Origin of the sequence: Microbulbifer elongatus (assembly GCF_020524885.1) — a bacterium.
Classification (GTDB): domain Bacteria; phylum Pseudomonadota; class Gammaproteobacteria; order Pseudomonadales; family Cellvibrionaceae; genus Microbulbifer; species Microbulbifer elongatus_A.
In genome coordinates, this window is the sequence record NZ_JAIVKJ010000005.1 from 70,043 (window position 1) to 87,718 (window position 17,676).

The following is a 17,676-nucleotide window of genomic DNA, read 5'->3' on the forward strand; positions in this document are numbered from 1 at the left end:
CTCCCGCCTCAGTCCTGGCTGCCGGACTGGCTCTGCTGGGCCAATTTTTCCTGCAGCTTTCCCTGCATTTTTTCCAGCGCGGTTTCGAAGGCGCCGGTATTTGGGTCGTCTTCGTTACGGGCTTTGGTCAGGCGCGCCTCGGCTTTTTCCACCCGTTTTTTCAGCGCGTCGATTTCCTGTGCCAGCTTTTCTTCCGGATTCATACTGGCGCGGGCAGCAGCCGCTGCTTTGGCTCTCTCGATTGCCGCACCCGCGGCCGAGGAAGATGCGCCGGCAACGGTGAGCTTGTCTTCGGTGATGGACGGCTCCGCGCTGCTTTCCACGGTCTTTTGTTCCGGCGTTTTGTCGGCTGCGGCGGCTTGCTTCTCGGCCTCGGCCAGCCTGTCGCGGGCTTCCTGCAGTTTCAGTTCCGCGGTTTTCAGCTGGGCTTCCAGTGGTGGCTTCTGGGCCTCTTCTGCGTCTGCCAGTTTTTTCTGCATCCGCTCAACCCGGTGCTCGGCACTGGTGAGGGTGCGCTGGGCGCGAGCCAGTTGCTGCTCGGGTGTGGCCTGCTTGGCTTTCACCCGGGCGAGGGCCGCGGCCACAACATCGGATTCCTGTTTGGCCGCCTGGGCCTCCGGGCTGTTGGCTTCCTGCTCGCGCTTCTTGCGCGCTTCCTCGGCCGCTTTCTTGCGCGCCAGGCGCTTGGCTTCTTTTTCCTGCTCTGCCTTTTCCAGGCGCAGCTTGCGGTATTCGAAGCGCTCGCGGGCGCGGTCTGCCTTCTCCTTTTCCTGGCGCGCCTCGCGGATATCGCCCTTGGCGGCTCGGTAGTACTGCACCAGCGGAATGCTGGAGGGGCAAACATAGGAGCAGGCACCGCACTCGATGCAGTCGAACAGGTTGTAGGCCTGCAGTTTTTCCCGGTCCTCGGCGCGCGCGTACCAGTACAGCTGCTGTGGCAGCAGGCTCGCCGGGCAGGCCTCGGCACAGAGTCCGCAGCGGATACAGGCCTGCGCCGGCGGTGGCGCCGGTAATTCCTGTTTTGATGGGGCGAGAATACAGTTGGTGGTCTTCACCACCGGCGCTGACAAATCCTCGATGGTATAACCCATCATGGGGCCGCCGATTATGATGCGCTGCAGCGTTTTACGATCGAGGCCATGCTGTTCCAGGACATGCCGGATGGGTGTGCCCAGCGGCACATCGATATTGCGCTGGCGTTGCAGGGATTCACCGACCACCGTGGTAATGCGGCTGATCAGTGGTTCGCCCAGGGTAACCGCACGGAACACCGCGCGGGCGGTGCCCACGTTCTGACACACGATCCCCACATTGGCCGGCAGGCCCTCGTTGGGGACCTCGCGCCCGGTGAGGATTTCGATCAGCTGCTTTTCGCCACCCGAGGGATACTTGGTGGGGAAGGTCACCACGTGGAAGCGGGTGCCTTCTGCGGCTTTCTTCATCGCCTCGATGGCTTCCGGCTTGTTGTCCTCGATACCGATCAGCACGCGCTCCGGCTGGTCAAGCAAGTGCGCGAGTATCTCCACACCACCAATGATCTCACTGGCGTGCTCGCGCATCAGCATATCGTCGGCGGTGATATAGGGCTCGCACTCGGTGCCGTTGATGATCAAAGTGTCGATTTCTGCGCCGCCGCGAGGATTCAGTTTCACCGCCGTGGGGAAGCCGGCACCGCCCATACCGGCGATGCCGCAGTCGCGAATTTTTTCCAGCACGTCGTCGATATCGCGATTTGCATAGTCTGCCAGCGGAGTGAGCGCACACCACTCGTCGCGACCGTCGGTGCGTATCTGGATGCAGTCCGCCACCATGCCGGAGGGGTGGGGTACCGCCATGGGCTCGATGGCCACCACCTTGCCGGACGACGGGGCGTGTACCGGGCAGCTCACCAGGCCGTCTGCCTCAGCGATCTTCTGCCCCTTTAATACCATATCGCCCAGCTTTACCAGGGGGATGGCGGTGCCGCCGATATGCTGGTTCAGCGGGACAATCAGATCTTCCGCCAGCGGAATGCTGCCGATAGGCTCACCGGTCGACTGGTGTTTGTTTTCCGGGGGGTGAACGCCGCCGTGGAAATCGTTGATTTTCAGCTCGCGGGACAGGTCCCGGGCTTTTTCACTGGCGATCAGGTGGGCTTCACGGGCCGCGCGACGCTCGCTGGCGCTCTGTCTTTCGTTTACCTGGCTCATGCAGCACTCCGGTCATCGGTGTGCAACTCGGGGCGGTCACTGGCGATCAATTGAACTCCATCGCTAGGTTTATTCGGGCGCCACTCCTGCAGGCTTGTCTCCAGGGGCACCATATCGATGCAATCCACCGGGCACGGCTCCACACACAGGTCACAGCCGGTGCACTCGTCCACGATCACCGTGTGCATCTGTTTGGCGGCGCCGACAATGGCGTCTACCGGGCAGGCCTGAATGCACTTGGTACAGCCAATGCACTCGGCCTCGCGGATAAAGGCCACTTTCTTGACGTCTTCGATACCGTGCTCGGCATCCAGAGGTGTCGGCTCTACATCCAGCAGGTTGGCCAGCTCGTTGATGGTGGCCTGCCCTCCTGGCGGGCACCTGTTAATGGCCTCACCGTTGGCGATGGCCTCGGCGTAGGGGCGGCAGCCGGGATGGCCGCACTGGCCGCACTGGGTTTGCGGCAGCAGGGCATCGATCTGTTCGACGATGGGGTCGCCCTCTACCCTGAAGCGCACGGCGGCAAAGCCCAGCAGGGCACCAAACACGAGGGCCATACCGCCCAGAATCAGCAGGGGCGTGGATACTTCAGATAGCCATTCCATTCTTGCCTCTCCTTATACCAGTCCGCTGAAGCCCATAAATGCTAGCGACATCAGCCCTGCGGTCATCATGCCGATGGCGGCGCCCTTGAACGGCTTGGGTACATCCGCAACTGCCAGGCGTTCGCGCATGGCGGAGAACAGGATCAGCACCAGGGAAAAGCCCACCGCAGCACCAAAGCCGTAGAGGGTGGACTGGATAAAGTTATTCGCTTTTAGGGTGTTCTGCAGTGCCACACCCAGCACCGCGCAGTTGGTGGTAATCAGAGGCAGAAAGACGCCCAGCACCCGGTGCAGCAGCGGGCTGGTCTTTTCGATAAACATGCGCGCAAACTGCACCACCACTGCGATTACCAGAATGAATGAAATGGTGCGCAGATACTCCATCCCGAAGGGTTCAAGTAAGTAGGTATTCACCAGATAGGAGCAGATGGCTGCCAGCGTCAGCACAAAGGTGGTGGCGCCCGCCATGCCGATGGCGGTTTCCAGCTTGTTGGAAACCCCCATAAACGGACAAAGGCCGAGGAACTGCACCAGCACGTAGTTGTTTACCAGAATGGTAGAGAGCAGAATGACGGTAAATTCGGTCATAGTGATTCCGTTCGGGCCGCAGTGCCGGCTCCCGGACAGGGTTGCGGAGTGTAACGGCAGCCCATATAAATTTAGAGCATCGGGCCGGCGGTTGATCGGCGCGCAGGCGATGCGTTGCAGTTTACGCGCTATTCCCACCTTTACTCATCTATAGGCGGTAGTGGCGTGAAAGTTGCAAATTGCTGTTGGCAGAGTCGGGAGAGGTATTATGGGCGAGAGGAAATAGGCGTTCAACTTGCCATATGTCCCTATTGTCCGGAAATTGGTCGCTTTCTGCACTCCGGGCCTCGATGCTGCAATCCCAGCTCATGACTTCACTGCAACCCAAGCAGGCATTCATTGGATATGAACGAGTACTTGCAGACCTCGCCCATTATCGACTGGCAGCACCCCCTCGTGCTGGCCACCGCTGAAAAACTGGCGTGCCTCTCCCGGACCCGCTTCGGAACGGCGCGCAATTGCTTCGAGTTCGTGCGCGACGAGATCCGTCACAGTGGGGACTTCCAATTGGATCCGGTGACTTGTCGCGCATCTGACGTACTGGAAACCGGAACCGGCTTCTGCTTCGCCAAGAGCCACCTGTTGGCAGCGCTGCTACGTGCCAATGGCATCCCCGCCGGTTTCAGCTATCAACGTTTGTTGCTGAATGAAGCCAGTGATCGCTACTGTCTACATGGCTTCAATACCATTCACCTGGACGCCTACGGCTGGATGCGTATCGATGCCCGAGGTAACAAGCCGGGGATTACCGCTGAATTTATCCCGCCCCAAGAGCGCCTCGCCTATACGCCGGTGGAGGACGGAGAGTGCGACCTGCCCGGTAACTATGCTGAGCCTCTGCCGGAGGTTGTGGCGTTGCTGCAATCGTGCGTAAGCTTCGCCGAAGTTGAGCAAAAATTGCCCGACGTTTGAACTCGCGGTCTGTGGGTTTACTCTTAGCTCCTGAATCTCGATATCTTTACCTGGATACTCGACCTCAATACCCCAACCTCGATCAAGACGGGAGCAGCTATGTCGGATGCGTATACTCCACCCAAGGTGTGGAAGTGGGACTCTGAAAGTGGTGGCCAGTTCGCCAACATCAATCGGCCCATCGCCGGCCCGACCCATGAGAAAGCGTTGCCAGTGGGCAAGCACCCTATGCAGCTCTACTCCCTAGCCACGCCCAATGGCGTCAAGGCCACCATCATGCTGGAAGAGCTGCTGGCGCTGGGGCATGAAGGCGCCGAATACGATGCCCATCTGATCCGTATTACCGAAGGGGATCAGTTCAGCAGCGGCTTTGTCGACATCAATCCCAACTCGAAAATCCCGGCACTGGTGGACCACAGCACCACACCGCCGATTCGCGTGTTCGAATCGGGCTCAATCCTGTTGTACCTGGCGGAAAAGTTCGGCGCTTTTCTGCCGCACACTCCGGAGCAGCGCACCGAAACCCTTAACTGGCTTTTCTGGCAGATGGGGGCCGCTCCATTTCTTGGGGGTGGCTTTGGCCACTTTTATGCCTACGCGCCCGAGAAATACGAATACCCCATCAACCGCTACACCATGGAAGTAAAGCGCCAGCTAGATGTACTGGATCGTCAGCTGGCAGAGCACCCGTTTGTTGCCGGCAGGGAGTACACCATCGCCGATATGGCCATCTGGCCCTGGTACGGCGCCGTGGTAAAAAACCAGGCTTATGACGCAGCGGAGTTTCTGGAAGCGGACACTTACAAAAATGTCATGCGCTGGGTGGATGAGATTGCTGAGCGGCCCGCGGTTCAGCGGGGCAAGATGGTCAACCGCACCTGGGGTGAACCTTCGGAGCAGTTGCACGAGCGTCATGACGCCAGTGATTTCGATACCCGCACCCAGGATAAACTTGCCGGGGATGAGGGCGGCGAACAGGCGTAAGGCGGCTCACTGCAGGCCAGGATTTCCGGCCGAGACTTGGCACCAATTAACCAGAATGTCGCCATGGTTCGGCGTAATCTGTGTGCAATAACAAACCAATAATAATTCACGCACAGGTCTGCAGTTATGCCATCCACTCAGCAGGATGCCGTTCGTAACCAGCACAAGTTTGATGTACTGATCGAGGGCGGGCGCTATTTCGACGGTACCGGCGCCGCGTCCGCGATTCGGCATGTCGCGATCAGGGACGGACGTATCGCGCGCGTAAGCGCTCAGCCTATCTCCCACGCGGAGGCGGCCCAGGTGATCGATGCCAGCGGTCACTGGGTCACCCCCGGATTTCTCGATACCCATACGCACTACGATGCAGAAATGCTGGTAAGTCCGAGCCTGTCGGAGTCGGTGCGTCACGGTGTGACGACGGTACTGGTCGGAAGTTGCTCACTGAGCATGGTGTGCAGTGAGGCCGAGGATGCATCGGACATTTTCACCCGGGTGGAGACAGTGCCACGGGAAAAAGTGCTCCCGGTGCTGCAAAATTGCAAGACCTGGCGCACCCCGCAGGAGTGGATCGCACATGTCGCCGAGCTGCCGCTGGGGCCGAATGTGACCAGCCTGTTGGGGCACAGTGACTTGCGCGTAAGTGTAATGGGACTGCGCCGCGCCACCGAGCGCACAGAGCGCCCCAGCGACTATGAAATGCAACAGATGGAAGCGTTGCTGGAAGAGGCGCTGGAGTGTGGGTTTGCCGGTCTCTCGACCATGTGTCTGAAGTGGGACAAGGTCGATGGCGAGCGCGCCTGGTCCAGGAGCCTGCCGAGCACCTACGCCCGCTGGCAGGAAATCGCCCGGCTAAACCGCCTGCTGCGCAAATACAATCGCGTGCACCAGGGCGCGCCGAATGCGGCGACGCCGCTACAGATCAACCAGTATATCCGCGAGTGCATTGGCTGGCTGCGGCCACCGCTCAAAACCACCCTTATCAGCCAGATGGACCTGAAGGGCAGCGCCTACCTCAATGTCCTCACGCGCCTGACTTCATGGCTCACCAATGCGTTGCGCGGCGACTTTCGCTGGCAGTTATTACCGACCCCGTTCACGGTATATGCGGACGGCATCGATGTAGTGTTCTTTGAGGAGTTCGGTGCGGGCGAAATGGCGCTCGATCTCAAGGACGCCATCGAGCGTAACCAGCTGCTCAAGAGCGAACGATACCGACGGGATTTCCGTAAGTTTTATGGGGAAAAGCTGAGCCCGCGGGTTTGGCAGCGGGATTTTGGCGATGCGGAAATCACCGCCTGTCCGGATCAGAACCTGGTTGGGAAAAACTTCGCCGAGGTCGCGCTGCAGCGCGGCATCCATGTGGTGGACCTGTTTCTGGATTTAGTGGTCGCCTACGGCACCAAGTTGCGATGGGTAACCACGGTTGCCAACCATCGAAAATCGGTGCTGAATAAAATGGTGCGTGATCCAAGGGCATTAATCACTTTCAGTGATGCGGGGGCGCATATCCGCAACATGGCCTTTTACAACCTGCCGCTGAGGTTGCTCAAGCTGGTGGCTGACACCGAGCACAGCCGGGCGCCGATCATGTCCATGGAGCAGGCAGTGTGGCGTATGACTGGGGATCAGGCAGACTGGTTTGGTATTGAGGCTGGTCGTATCCGCGAGGGCGATCGTGCCGATGTGGTGGTGCTGGACCCTGCACAACTGGCGCAGTGCGATGAACAGGCACTGCAGCAGGTTCACTGGGCAGAGATGGAAAACTTCGGCCTTGAACGTCTCGTTAACCGCAACCCCGGCATCGTCAAACATGTCCTGGTCAATGGGAAGTTTGCGGTGCAGGATGAAGAGCTGCAGCCTGCGCTGGGCAGGGAGAGTGGCTTTGGCCAGTTTCTTGCCGCGCGCTAGCCTGCACCAGACCCGCGACTTCACGTGCGGGTTTACAGTGTGGAAAGCGTTAGTGCGAGCGTGTCTGCAATAGGGGCATTCAGTTTCAAGTCCAGCAGATCATCGGCACGGGTGCGACCGAGGTTCAGCGCAGCAATGGGCTTGCCCCACTCCTTTGCGTAGCGACAGAAACGAAAGCCGGAGTACACCATCAATGAGGATCCCACCACCAGCAGGCCATCGCTGTTCTTGAGCGCGTCCAGGGCTTGCTGTACCCGTGTCTTCGGCACATTGTCTCCAAAGAACACCACATCTGGCTTCAGAATTCCCGCGCATTCCGGGCAGTCCGCAACATTGAACCGACTAAAATCCACTTCCAGGTCCGCGTCGCCGTCCGGTGCTGTCTCGGCGGTGTAATGGCGGAACTCCGGGTTCAGTTCATAACTGCGGTCGTGCACCAGCTGGCGCATTGCCCGGTAGTCACAGTCCATACAGCATATTTCATCGGCGCGCCCGTGCAGGTCAATCACCCGCTTGCTGTCTGCGCGCTGATGCAAGCGATCCACATTTTGTGTGATCAGCAGGTGAATATGCCCGCGCCGCTCCAGCTCTGCCAGATGAAAGTGCGCCGGGTTTGGTGCGGAGTTGCGAATCACCGGCCAGCCGATTAACGCACGTCCCCAGTAGCGCTGGCGGATTGCCGCGCTCTTCATAAATTCGCGGTGGTCCACCGGTGGTTTGCGTTTCCAGTGGCCGTTGCGGTCGCGGTAGTCCGGAATGCCGGAATCCGTGCTCACACCAGCGCCAGTCAACACCGTTAGCCGGGGGTGGCGGCGAATAAAATCGACCAGTTGCTCCGCCGCCATCTCCGCGGGAACAGCCGGTGCGACAACACTGTTTTCAGTTTTCCGGGCTGAGGAGAAATACGTGCTCAGGCTCATGGTTCAGGTCAGTTCGCAATGACGTTGGATCCTGTATTGTAACGAGTCTGGCAGAGGAAGTTTGCATAGGGGTTACGCCGGCGACGCCGTAGCCGCCAGCATGCTCGATGAAGATAGGGAAGTGAGCCTCAGTAAGTCTTGTACGGCAGGAACTTTCCGGACAGTACCATGTTCACCCGGTCGCCTTTCGGGTCCTCTTCCCGCTGAATATCCATCGAGAAATCAATGGCGCTCATGATGCCATCGCCGAACTCTTCATGAATTAATTCCTTCATGGTAGTGCCGTACACATTGACCAATTCATAAAGGCGATAGATCAACGGGTCCGTGGGTATCGCGGTGGGCAGTGAGCCTTTATAGGGTGCAATCTGCAGCCAGGCCACGGCTTCATCGCTGAGATCGAACAACTCGCGTGCAACGGCCGCCTGCTCTTTGGTGAAGGTCATCTGGCCCAGGCAGGCTGCCGTGGTCCACTCCTTGGACTGACCGACGGCATCTGCTACCTGGTTCCATTTGAGGTCCTTGCGTACTTTGGCTGAGAGAATCATCTCGGTGACTTGGTCGCGGTTACTGATCATGGAATGTCTCCTGTTTCATTGTGCGAGGAAAATGTCGTTGCGCTTAGTTGTGTTAAAAAGGCGCATTACATCAGTTTGTGCTGGAAATCACGCTCAGCAGGTAAAAGATAATCAACAGGAAAACGCCACTAACCGACTGCCAGAAGCGTACCGGGTAGCGCTCTATCAGTGGTGGTCGCGTGGCGTTAACGTATTCGGGGTTTGGTTGGCGCAGCTCATGGACAAACTCGGACAGGGCTTCGTGGCGGCGCAGAGGGTTGGGTTGCAGGGCCTTCTTCAATGCGGCATCAACCCAAGCGGGAATTTCCAGGGACTCATTGAGTACACTGCGGTAACGCAGTTTATGCTGTGCCGCCACCGTGGTGCAGCGGGCTACCCGGGTACCGTAGGGAAATTCACCCGAGAGCAGGTGGTAGGTCAGCACTGCAAGAGAAAAAAGATCTGAGCGCGGCGAGCCCATGTCGCCAAGAAAATATTCCGGTGCACTGTAGATGGCGGTGCCGAGAATTAGTTGCCCGTTTTCTGCAGAACTGTCGGTATAACTTTCGGCAATTCCGTCCACGCGTGCGGAACCCAGATCAATCAGGGTCACCGTGCCCGCAGGGCTAATCATGATATTTTCCGGGCGCAGATCCTGGTGCAGGATTTCTGCTCGGTGCAGCGCCTGAAGTCCCTTGGCAACCTGTTCAATAATATGGCGCACGGCTTCAAGGCTGGGGTTGGGGTTGTCCGTCATCCACTGTCGCAGTGTCTGTCCTTCCACACGCTCCATGGCGATGTACACATAGTTCCGCGGACCATGCGTGACCGCTGCGCGCACTACGTGTGCACTGCTGACGCGCCTGGCAATCCACTCTTCCATCAGCAGCCTTTGCAGATAGGCTGGGTCGTCCGAGAGGTCGATGGAGGGGGCTTTCAGTATCACCTGGGCATCGCTGGCCAGATCAGTGGCGAGGTATACGTGGCTGCGGCTGCTGGCATGTATCTCGCGCTCTACACGGTAACCGTCAAACTTGTCACCGGTTTTTAGCAGGGGGGGCAGCGGAAGATTTCCAGGGTTTTCGGTCAAGGCCGGTGAGGTATCCGGTAGCGCGGTGATGCGAACCAGTTGAACCGTCAGGTTGTCGTTACTGCCGTTGGCCAGTGCCTCCGCAACCAGGGTCTTTGCCGCTTGCGTGAGGTCTACGTCTTGCCCTGACAGATTTTCCACCAGGGTTTGTTGTGACAAGTATTCATGTACGCCGTCGGTCGTGAAAATAAACAGGTCGGCGGCTTCCAGTGTCAGTCCCTGATAGTCCACATCCACCCGCTGGTTTACGCCGAGCGCACGGCTAAGGTAGCTTTGGTGCTCGCCGACCCACTGGCGGTGGTCGTGGCTAAGTTGTTCGAGAGAGCCCCGGCGCAAGCGATAGATACGCGAATCACCGAGATGGAAAATATGGGCTTCTGTGCCCTTGAAAATAGCGGCACTGAAGGTGCAGACATAGCCCTTGTCTTTGTCGAAGCGGTAGGGGCTCTGTTGTGTCTGCCCATAGAGCCACGCATTGGTGGCTTTTAGAACCTGTTCGGCAGCGCTCTGTACGCTCCAGCCATCCGAAGTACAGTAGTAATCATCCAGAAAACTCTTTACCGCGGTTTCACTGGCGATGGCACTAACGGAGCTCGAGCTGATACCGTCGGCAATGGCGACGGCAGCCCCTTTCATGCCCAGTTGCGGCTCAGGTGGCAAGCGCGCGTCACAGCAGTCCTGGTTTTGTGCCTTTAAGCCTGCGCTCGTGTGCTGGCCAATTTCAATTGTGAGAGAGCTGTTCATAAAATCAAATAACCCCGCTATTGCGGGGCTTGCATTGTTTTCAGTCCAGGTTATCAGGCCAGCGCCTCTTTACCCGGCTTGGCGCCGGCTACCGGGGTCAGCTGACGCTTGGGCGCGGTCTTGTAGTGGGTGCTGTAGAGCGTGAGGCCGGTGAAGGCGAGACCGCCTACAAGGTTGCCCAGCGCAGTGGGGATTTCGTTCCAGATGAAGTAATCCATTATCGAGAAATCACCACCCATCATGATTGCAGTGGGGAACAGGAACATGTTTACCACTGAGTGCTCGAATGCCATAAAGAAGAACAGCATGATTGGCATCCACATCGCGATCACCTTGCCGCTGACGTTGGTGGAAATCATTGCGCCGACAACGCCCATGGATACCATCCAGTTACACAGCATGCCGCGAATGAAAATAGTGAACCAACCGGCTGCACCGTATTCCGCGTAACCCAGGGTGCGCGCCTCACCGATGGACGAAAGCTTTGCGCCCACCGCGCCAGGCTCGGTGTTGAAACCCATGGTAAACACAAAGGCCATCATGACGGCGACGGTGAGTGCACCGGCGAAATTACCCAGGAAAACGAGTCCCCAGTTACGCAGGATACCTCCCCAGGTTACGCCCGGGCGGCGATCCAGCCATGCCAGCGGTGCAAGCACAAATACTCCGGTCAGCAGGTCGAAGCCCATCAGGTACAGCATGCAAAAACCCACGGGAAAGAGGATGGAGCCGATCAGGTGGGAGCCAGTCATGGTGCCCACGGTCACGGCAAATACCGCGGCCAACGCGAGAATGGCACCGGCCATATAGGCGCGAACCAGTGTGTCCCGCGTGGACATGTAGATTTTTGATTCCCCTGCGTCGACCATCTTGGTCACGAATTCGGTAGGAGCGAGATAAGCCATAGTTATCACCTTTTAGGTTTAAGGGCCGGCTGTCCATCTGTGCAGGAAGCCGGCTACAGCAGACGCGGTGGTCGTGTCTGTAACCAGTTTTCCGGGGCACAAAAAAAGCGCCCACACAGACCGGCTGAAGCCGGAAAGTGATGGACGCCTTTATCCATAGTGTTCAATTTATCTTGGGCCAGGGCCCTGCAGCGCTTGCGCAACCCTCTGCGCGATATGCCTACACCTGAGTTAAAAGCAATCTCGGTGCCAACTCTGCCTTATGGGGAAAAAGCATCTGTGCAGCCAGGAAATGTGGCGTGCTTCTCGGTGAGTGGCGCCGCTACCCACGAAAGAATGACTGCAGCGCACCTTGCTGGTGCGGGTGCTGCGAGATAGTGCGATGACGCCACCTCCCCAGCAATTCTGAGGAGTTTTTGGCGCAGTGATGCCATGGCTGGAATATTTATTGCTGGGATAGCAGTAACCACTACTTTCTCGGGAAGCACCGCGATGCCCAACCACAGTGAAGATGCAGAAAAATTCCTGCTCGCCGCCAAGCGTTCGGAAATCCAGGCTCTGGAGCGGCTGGCAGGGAGCTGTGAACTGGTGACGACGGTTTCAGATCTTGTGCACCAATTGCAGCGGGAGCGTGGGATCAGCAATATCTATCTAGTATCTTCTGGAATGCGCTTTTCTTCTTTGCGTGCCGAACAGACGCAGGCCTGTGGACAGAGTGCGGATATTTTCAGACAGCTATTGCATGATCACTATCTGCAAGAGGGGCGGCGCAACAATCCCCGTGATATGCGCTTGCTGAACAGTATCGCCTACTCCCTGCACGGCCTTGACGAACTGGAAGCGCTGCGTCGACAGGTGGATGCCTTTGCCGTGAGTGCGCTGGAGTCTACCGATGCGTTTTGTCGCTTGATTGCGGGTTTGCTTTCAGTGGTGTTTGAGGCGGCAGATGTTGCGGATGACCCTGAAGTGACAAGATTACTGGTGGCATTGTTTAACTTTATGCAAGCCAAGGAGTTTTCCGGGCAGGAGCGCGCCTGGGGGGCAATTGGCTTTGCCGGCAGCCACTTTGATGAAAAGTTACACGAGCGACTCGACCATCTGCAGGCTTGCCAACGGCGCAGCCTTGAAATTTTCCTGGAGTTCGCGGGAGATAACGAGCAGGCCCGCTGGCAGGCCATTGAAGACAGTGATGAAACCCGGGACCTGAACCGTCTGCGCCGTATAATCGCCGGCCTGAAAAATGGAGAACCCATTGCGGCGGACATCAGTGAGGTGTGGTACGAGCTTGCCACGGCGAGAATCGACAGCATGCATGGGCTGGAGGATGCCATGGCTGCGCGCTTGTTGCGGGTGAGCCGAAAGCGAGTGGCGGATGCGCAGTCGGAGCTGGGCCATCACTATGCGCAGTTGCAGCAAATGAAGTCTGCAGATTGGAATCGCCCGCCCGCGCTGACCATCCTGTTTGACCCGGAGGTGCCGGGGCTCTACGGGCGGCCGCCGACGGCCGGCGTGCCTCCTCTGCACGGGCAGAAACTGGCCCATTCCCTGTATGACCTGATTCGCTCGCAGGTGGCGCATATCCACCGGGTGAGTGAAGAGCTGGAAGAAACCCGCCGCGCCTTGACCGAGCGCAAACTCGTTGAACGCGCCAAGGGGGTATTGATGCGCAGCCTGCGGCTGAACGAGGACGATGCGTACCGCACTATGCAGCAGCGCGCTATGGAGATGAACCTGAAGCTGGCGGACGTAGCGGCAAAAATTATCGAGATCGGCAATCGTCGCGATGCGCCGGGGTTCGACAATAATTCGCGTCCAGCACCCGCCGGCGCAGGCTAGAACGCCCGCAGGGTGAGGTACCAGTTTAAAAGGGTATGTGGTGTCGGCGTGCTGAAAAAACGCTGCAGACAGAATCCCCCGATAAAGGCAACGCCCATTGCAACTGGCAGCGGAATCTTGCGTGTCTGTGTCAGTGCCTGGGCCCGTTGTTGTTGCAACAGGCTCACTGTACTGCGACGCTGCAGTTCCAGATCCTGTCGGCAGTGCTCAATCTGCTTGTTTAAAGAGCGCAGTGACATCGTCGAGAGCCTCTCTTGCCTGTTTTTTACTTTCCTCGAAGCCGAGGAGCTTGCGCAGGCTGTTGATGGAAAGCAGCAGCCCGGCCACGATCAGTATCTGTGAGAGCAGAAAAACCCCAAATCCGATATATACGGACTGGGTAAAGTAGAAGCTCACCAGCCCCAGACCCGCACAAAGGCTCACTAATAACGCAATGGCGAGGAAGAATAGAAACAGTCCGAGTACGACTATTCTTTTTCCGGCGCCCAGTGTGCGCTGGAATTCCAGGTGTACCAGGCGAGTGAAGTTTTCCGACCAGGCGGTAGCCAGTGTCATGGTGGCTTCAGCGCGCTGCATCAGCAATTCTAACTCGGACTTCACGTCGGAAACGGGTTCACCATTTTCCGTATCATGATGCCCTCGGCTGCGGTCTTGCGCAGCCGGACGTGGGGGATCGTCCCGGACCCTGCTACTGTCGTCGGTATTCACATTTTCGTTTAACTTGCGAGTGTCTTTTCCCGACTTGTCCGGTCCGGCCATCCAGTGATCCCCAGAATAATTGCCAGTGAGAATTGCTGCGTGCCTGCGGACTCCCGCAGCATAGATCTGCTGATAGCGGGCCCATTGAAGGACCCAGTAACGGACCGAAGCTACTTCAGAATCTTCGCGATCAGCCAGCCGGCGGCAAAAGCACAGCCCACACTGACCAGAGGATGCGCCTTGATGGAGTTTTCCGCACGCTCTGCGACATCTTGAGCGCGTTGTTTACCCTGTTCCACAGAGGCTCGTGTGCGCACCTTGACGTTCTCCGCCGTATCGTGGGCACGGGCTTTTACCTGCTCCGCGGTGTCGTGGGCGGCCTCTCCAGCCAGGTTATATGCCTTGTGAAGCTTGTCGCGGGTTGAATGTGTGCCGCTGTTTGGGGCTTTTGCAGTTGCCATGACGCTCTCCTCCGATAGACAAGGTGAGCGGAAAGAGTAGGAATCGTGGTGGCGCATTCACAGGCAAATGTACTTGATACAAGTAATCGGTATTAACCGGTGCCCGTTTATAAGGAAACGCGAGTTGATTTGGTTAACTGGTGGGGAGAGGGAAGCCGTGTGGGTTTCGTAGGTTGAACAGACTGCGTGGGTTAGTTGGAGATGAGTGTGGAAAGTTGAGGCCAGGCCCCCTGAGAAGGGGCCTGGCCTCTTGCGCAACGACAGCTAATCAGGCCGAGGTGTTGCCCTGGGTATTATTCGGATTCAGTGCTTCGCGAATCACAAACTGGATGTATTCCTTGTGCGCCCGGGTAGCGGGATCATTGCCGCTCGTTGTGAGCTGGCGGTCGATCTGCTTGAGGGAATACCTGGCCAGCGCCTGTGCCTGCTGCTGGCGGGCATCCTCTGCTGACGGCTTCGACATTTTGATCAACCGGTTTACATATTCCCGTTGCAGGTTCTGGCGGAAGGTATCCACATTGCCGGTGGCATCAGCAGCGAAAATCGCAACATTGAGATCCGCATATAGATCCGTCATGGAGTAGTCGTTGCCGTAGAGCGCCGAATCCTGAACCCGCTTCAGAACCACCGGATTCAGCAGGTGGTCCAGTACGGACTTCTGGATGTTCAGGACCAGGTCGTGGACCTTGGGGTCTTCGGTTTTTCCGTAGAAGAAAAACCAGCGGCGCTGCTGTTGTAGCTGTTTGATCAGCTCAGGCGAGAGCACCAGTGCTTCCGGTGCAAATACGTATTCCTCCAGTGCTTTCATCGCCCGCTTCTGCTCCGCTGCCGGTACCGGGCGGAAAGGATCGTGAGCGCCCTCCTGACCCACCATGGCGCGGTCAACCATGACACCACCGATATAGCGTGACACCGTCTGTGCAGCACTGCCGTAGTGGCCGAGGGCTACGTTGGCGCCGTTGACCAGTTCCTGTCGGGACTCACCCTGGGTAAGCAGACGCTCAGGCAAGGTAGCCAGGATTTTCTGGCCGAGCTCGAACTGATTTTCCGCGTAGCCAATGGCATCACCACTCATATCGTTGATCATGATACGAGGATCGATACCCGCACCGGGGCTGCGCATATCATCGGCGTCGTTACCAAAGGCCAATGCCGGGTCGGTGGAGCGAGCGAGAATGTTGGACAGTCGCTGTGCCTCTTCACTGGGGTCGACTAACGCCGGCGAATAACCGTACTCGATGGCCCAACGGTCGTAGGCTCCCGGGGCCACATCGTAGAACTGCCCCTGGGTGTCCGCGCTTGCGGAAAGGTTGGCTGCGGGATAATCCATAACGGACGCGGTCAGTCCCTGGGCGCGAGTACGCTTGCCGTCGAAGATGGACTCGAGCGGTTGGTGCTGGCTGGCAATAAAGTTGTGGTTCAGGCCCAGTGTATGCCCGACCTCATGCAGTATCAGGAAATACAGGAATTCTTCCGAGAACCGGCCGATGGTTGCGCTGTCTGCTCCCATCGCGTTGAGCGCCGCGGTGCCAAATGCGCCACCCATGTAGATGGGGGCATGGGATTGGGCACCTGGATGAATACCGGCAGTGGCGGGCGGGGTAATACTCGCTGGTACATCATAGATCTCTTCCATGCGCGAGCGGTTTTGCATGGCAACCAGTTCGAGCATGATGTCGGCTCCCAGGATCTGGCCGGTGCGAGGGTCACCGATACTTGGGCCGAGTCCCCCAAAGAGCGGCTGTGGTGAGGCGGTCCAGCGCAACACATTGTACTGAAGGTCTCCCGCATCCCAGTCCGCGTCATCCGGTTGCACTTTTACCTGGATCGCATTCTTGAATCCCGCCTGCTCGAAGGCCTGGTTCCAGGCCAAGGTGGCATCGCGGATGGTGTCGCGGTATTCCAGTGGCGTTGTATTTTCAATCCACCAGACAATGGGCTCCACGGGCTCAGATACTTCCGCCATGGGGTTTTTCTTTACCAGGTGCCAGCGATTGATGAAGTCGCCATAGGGGGCGGCGCTGTCGGAGGTCATTACCTGACGCAGGGCGGTGAAGTAGCCAAGGCGAGGATCGTCCCGGCGTGGGGTGAAATCATTTTCCGGTGCCTGAATCAAAATGTGCCGAATACTGAATGCCAGGCTCCGCTCATCGCCAAGGGCGTAATCTTTGATGTCGCTACCGAAATCTTTCGGCAATACCGGCTCAGGATTATCGTAGACATATTCGACGACAACGTCGGTATTTTTCGGGTAATTGTGCAGGCTGGTAAAGCGGGTCTTCTCTTTGTTCAGCTTACCGAGCGCGAGTCGCTCCCCGGGCTTTTCTTCTGGGTTCGGGGATGGTTTCAGCTGGCGCAGGGAGTCATTGAGAAACAGTGAGTCCACATTGACGAATACCGCGCCACTGTCTTTATCTTTGGCCTCGATCTTGAGTGCCGCTAGCAGGGGGCGGTTGACGTTGGCGTGACTTGCACGGCTGACAGGGTTTTCCTTGTCGTGAACAAAGATCGTGTTCTCCTGCCGAACATGAATTTTGTCGAAGTATTGTTCGAAGCGAAGAACGCGTGGTTGAAAGTACATTCCCATGGTGTGGTAGATATTTCTGCCGGGAATGCCGTTACTGACCTGCATGTGGTGAATAATGTCCTTGCCGAGCTGTTCCGGCAGGATTTTCAGGTAGAGACTGCCATTTTTTTCGCTCTGGTATAAATCGAACAAGCCGGCGAAGTGTTGTGTTTCTTTGGTGATTTCGGCGACAGGCTTGAGGTCGCCTTTGGTTTGGGAAGATTCTTCGGGGGGCGTACTTTTACTGCAAGCAGCGAGGGTCAATAAAAATGCGGCGGCGCACAGCAGCCTGGCCGCGTGGGCGAGCTTGGCCATGAGGGAAGTCCTTTTTTATGAGTGGGCTGTTGTCACAGGGTCTGAACAGCCTTACTTCTTCCTGTTGACCGTTCGAGTAAACCAAATTATTGAAACGGGGGCCAGCCTGCTGCACAAGGCGGACTTTATGTTGTTGCTAGCGAAATCGGCTGATCCTCATCTTGGGGGCTGATAAGTAGTAAATAGACCCTACTAGTGAGCTTTTCAGAATTAGAAGCAATAGAGAATATCTCGCGAAAACTTGAAAAGTCAGGAAGTGAACGATTTGTGGGTTGTGTGCGCTCATGTAAGGGAAAATGGTTTTTTCAAATTTGGCGTAGATATCACCATTTTTAGTGTTCGTTTTTGAAGCAAATAGGTAAAAGGTTGCGCCAAGAAGGAAAACGGCGTGCCT

General features: G+C 57.4%; 15 protein-coding genes. 4 read left to right on the forward strand and 11 right to left on the reverse strand.

Annotated elements, in window-relative coordinates; genetic code table 11:
• Positions 1–8: 8 nt before the first annotated feature.
• From rsxC to rsxA, 3 genes are read right to left on the reverse strand one after another with little or no spacing between them, the layout of a single operon-like run.
• Positions 9–2,189: an electron transport complex subunit RsxC gene (gene rsxC / locus LC059_RS15935; protein WP_226704867.1), complete on the reverse strand. Its 2,181-nt coding sequence runs from the start codon at positions 2,187–2,189 to the stop codon at positions 9–11.
• Positions 2,186–2,794 carry an electron transport complex subunit RsxB gene (gene rsxB / locus LC059_RS15940; RefSeq protein WP_226704868.1) on the reverse strand — a complete coding sequence of 203 codons (609 nt, stop codon included), beginning with the start codon at positions 2,792–2,794 and terminating at the stop codon, positions 2,186–2,188. Before rsxB ends, rsxC begins: the two co-directional genes overlap by 4 nt.
• Positions 2,795–2,806: 12 nt before the next feature.
• On the reverse strand, positions 2,807–3,382 hold the full coding sequence (rsxA, locus tag LC059_RS15945) for an electron transport complex subunit RsxA (RefSeq protein WP_226704869.1): 576 nt from the start codon (positions 3,380–3,382) through the stop codon (positions 2,807–2,809).
• 345 nt (positions 3,383–3,727) lie between these two features.
• Here rsxA and LC059_RS15950 point away from each other — a divergent pair, with 345 nt between their 5' ends.
• The 3 genes from LC059_RS15950 to LC059_RS15960 all read left to right on the forward strand — a co-directional run bounded on the left by LC059_RS15950 (position 3,728) and on the right by LC059_RS15960 (position 7,189).
• The gene (locus LC059_RS15950) at positions 3,728–4,294 is read left to right on the forward strand and encodes a transglutaminase-like domain-containing protein (protein WP_226704870.1); all 567 of its coding nucleotides are present in this window, start codon (positions 3,728–3,730) and stop codon (positions 4,292–4,294) included.
• 99 nt (positions 4,295–4,393) lie between these two features.
• On the forward strand, positions 4,394–5,278 hold the full coding sequence (yghU, locus tag LC059_RS15955) for a glutathione-dependent disulfide-bond oxidoreductase (protein WP_226704871.1): 885 nt from the start codon (positions 4,394–4,396) through the stop codon (positions 5,276–5,278).
• A 126-nt stretch (positions 5,279–5,404) separates the two neighbouring features.
• On the forward strand, positions 5,405–7,189 hold the full coding sequence (locus LC059_RS15960; RefSeq protein WP_226704872.1) for an N-acyl-D-amino-acid deacylase family protein: 1,785 nt from the start codon (positions 5,405–5,407) through the stop codon (positions 7,187–7,189).
• 32 nt (positions 7,190–7,221) lie between these two features.
• On the opposite strand, the gene LC059_RS15965 is transcribed toward LC059_RS15960, so the two are convergent.
• The 4 genes from LC059_RS15965 to LC059_RS15980 all read right to left on the reverse strand — a co-directional run bounded on the left by LC059_RS15965 (position 7,222) and on the right by LC059_RS15980 (position 11,405).
• On the reverse strand, positions 7,222–8,109 hold the full coding sequence (locus LC059_RS15965) for an NAD-dependent protein deacetylase (RefSeq protein ID WP_226704873.1): 888 nt from the start codon (positions 8,107–8,109) through the stop codon (positions 7,222–7,224).
• A 128-nt stretch (positions 8,110–8,237) separates the two neighbouring features.
• The gene (gene cynS, locus LC059_RS15970) at positions 8,238–8,687 is read right to left on the reverse strand and encodes a cyanase (RefSeq protein ID WP_226704874.1); all 450 of its coding nucleotides are present in this window, start codon (positions 8,685–8,687) and stop codon (positions 8,238–8,240) included.
• Between the two features lie 70 nt (positions 8,688–8,757).
• A complete protein-coding gene (locus LC059_RS15975; protein WP_226704875.1) occupies positions 8,758–10,500 on the reverse strand; it encodes a bifunctional protein-serine/threonine kinase/phosphatase in 1,743 nt (580 codons plus the stop codon).
• A gap of 53 nt (positions 10,501–10,553) precedes the next feature.
• On the reverse strand, positions 10,554–11,405 hold the full coding sequence (locus LC059_RS15980) for a formate/nitrite transporter family protein (RefSeq protein WP_226704876.1): 852 nt from the start codon (positions 11,403–11,405) through the stop codon (positions 10,554–10,556).
• A 492-nt stretch (positions 11,406–11,897) separates the two neighbouring features.
• Between LC059_RS15980 and LC059_RS15985 the strand changes: the two genes are divergently transcribed.
• Entirely contained in the window at positions 11,898–13,241 is a 1,344-nt protein-coding gene (locus tag LC059_RS15985; RefSeq protein ID WP_226704877.1) for a nitrate- and nitrite sensing domain-containing protein, read from the forward strand.
• Here the strand turns inward: LC059_RS15985 and LC059_RS15990 are convergent.
• From LC059_RS15990 to LC059_RS16005, 4 genes are all read right to left on the reverse strand, one after another.
• Positions 13,238–13,480, reverse strand: a complete 243-nt coding sequence (locus LC059_RS15990; RefSeq protein WP_226704878.1) for a hypothetical protein — start codon at positions 13,478–13,480, stop codon at positions 13,238–13,240. The genes LC059_RS15985 and LC059_RS15990 overlap by 4 nt on opposite strands.
• Positions 13,449–14,000 carry a hypothetical protein gene (locus LC059_RS15995; protein WP_226704879.1) on the reverse strand — a complete coding sequence of 184 codons (552 nt, stop codon included), beginning with the start codon at positions 13,998–14,000 and terminating at the stop codon, positions 13,449–13,451. The genes LC059_RS15990 and LC059_RS15995 overlap by 32 nt, the downstream gene beginning before the upstream one ends.
• 110 nt (positions 14,001–14,110) lie before the next feature.
• On the reverse strand, positions 14,111–14,401 hold the full coding sequence (locus LC059_RS16000; protein WP_226704880.1) for a DUF883 family protein: 291 nt from the start codon (positions 14,399–14,401) through the stop codon (positions 14,111–14,113).
• Positions 14,402–14,669: 268 nt separating this feature from the next.
• Positions 14,670–17,282, reverse strand: coding sequence for a zinc-dependent metalloprotease (locus LC059_RS16005; protein ID WP_226704881.1), 2,613 nt, complete (start codon positions 17,280–17,282; stop codon positions 14,670–14,672).
• Between the last annotated feature and the right edge of the window lie 394 nt (positions 17,283–17,676).

What these genes read in the sequence shown, in the direction of transcription:
- LC059_RS16005 (WP_226704881.1), bottom strand. Translation starts at nt 17,282, where the DNA reads ATGGCCAAGCTCGCCCACGCGGCCAGGCTGCTGTGCGCCGCCGCATTT.
- LC059_RS16000 (WP_226704880.1), bottom strand. Translation starts at nt 14,401, where the DNA reads ATGGCAACTGCAAAAGCCCCAAACAGCGGCACACATTCAACCCGCGAC.
- LC059_RS15995 (WP_226704879.1), bottom strand. Translation starts at nt 14,000, where the DNA reads ATGGCCGGACCGGACAAGTCGGGAAAAGACACTCGCAAGTTAAACGAA.
- LC059_RS15965 (WP_226704873.1), bottom strand. Translation starts at nt 8,109, where the DNA reads ATGAGCCTGAGCACGTATTTCTCCTCAGCCCGGAAAACTGAAAACAGT.
- LC059_RS15975 (WP_226704875.1), bottom strand. Translation starts at nt 10,500, where the DNA reads ATGAACAGCTCTCTCACAATTGAAATTGGCCAGCACACGAGCGCAGGC.
- LC059_RS15990 (WP_226704878.1), bottom strand. Translation starts at nt 13,480, where the DNA reads ATGTCACTGCGCTCTTTAAACAAGCAGATTGAGCACTGCCGACAGGAT.
- cynS (WP_226704874.1), bottom strand. Translation starts at nt 8,687, where the DNA reads ATGATCAGTAACCGCGACCAAGTCACCGAGATGATTCTCTCAGCCAAA.
- rsxA (WP_226704869.1), bottom strand. Translation starts at nt 3,382, where the DNA reads ATGACCGAATTTACCGTCATTCTGCTCTCTACCATTCTGGTAAACAAC.
- LC059_RS15980 (WP_226704876.1), bottom strand. Translation starts at nt 11,405, where the DNA reads ATGGCTTATCTCGCTCCTACCGAATTCGTGACCAAGATGGTCGACGCA.
- yghU (WP_226704871.1), top strand. Translation starts at nt 4,394, where the DNA reads ATGTCGGATGCGTATACTCCACCCAAGGTGTGGAAGTGGGACTCTGAA.
- LC059_RS15950 (WP_226704870.1), top strand. Translation starts at nt 3,728, where the DNA reads ATGAACGAGTACTTGCAGACCTCGCCCATTATCGACTGGCAGCACCCC.
- LC059_RS15985 (WP_226704877.1), top strand. Translation starts at nt 11,898, where the DNA reads ATGCCCAACCACAGTGAAGATGCAGAAAAATTCCTGCTCGCCGCCAAG.
- rsxB (WP_226704868.1), bottom strand. Translation starts at nt 2,794, where the DNA reads ATGGAATGGCTATCTGAAGTATCCACGCCCCTGCTGATTCTGGGCGGT.
- LC059_RS15960 (WP_226704872.1), top strand. Translation starts at nt 5,405, where the DNA reads ATGCCATCCACTCAGCAGGATGCCGTTCGTAACCAGCACAAGTTTGAT.
- rsxC (WP_226704867.1), bottom strand. Translation starts at nt 2,189, where the DNA reads ATGAGCCAGGTAAACGAAAGACAGAGCGCCAGCGAGCGTCGCGCGGCC.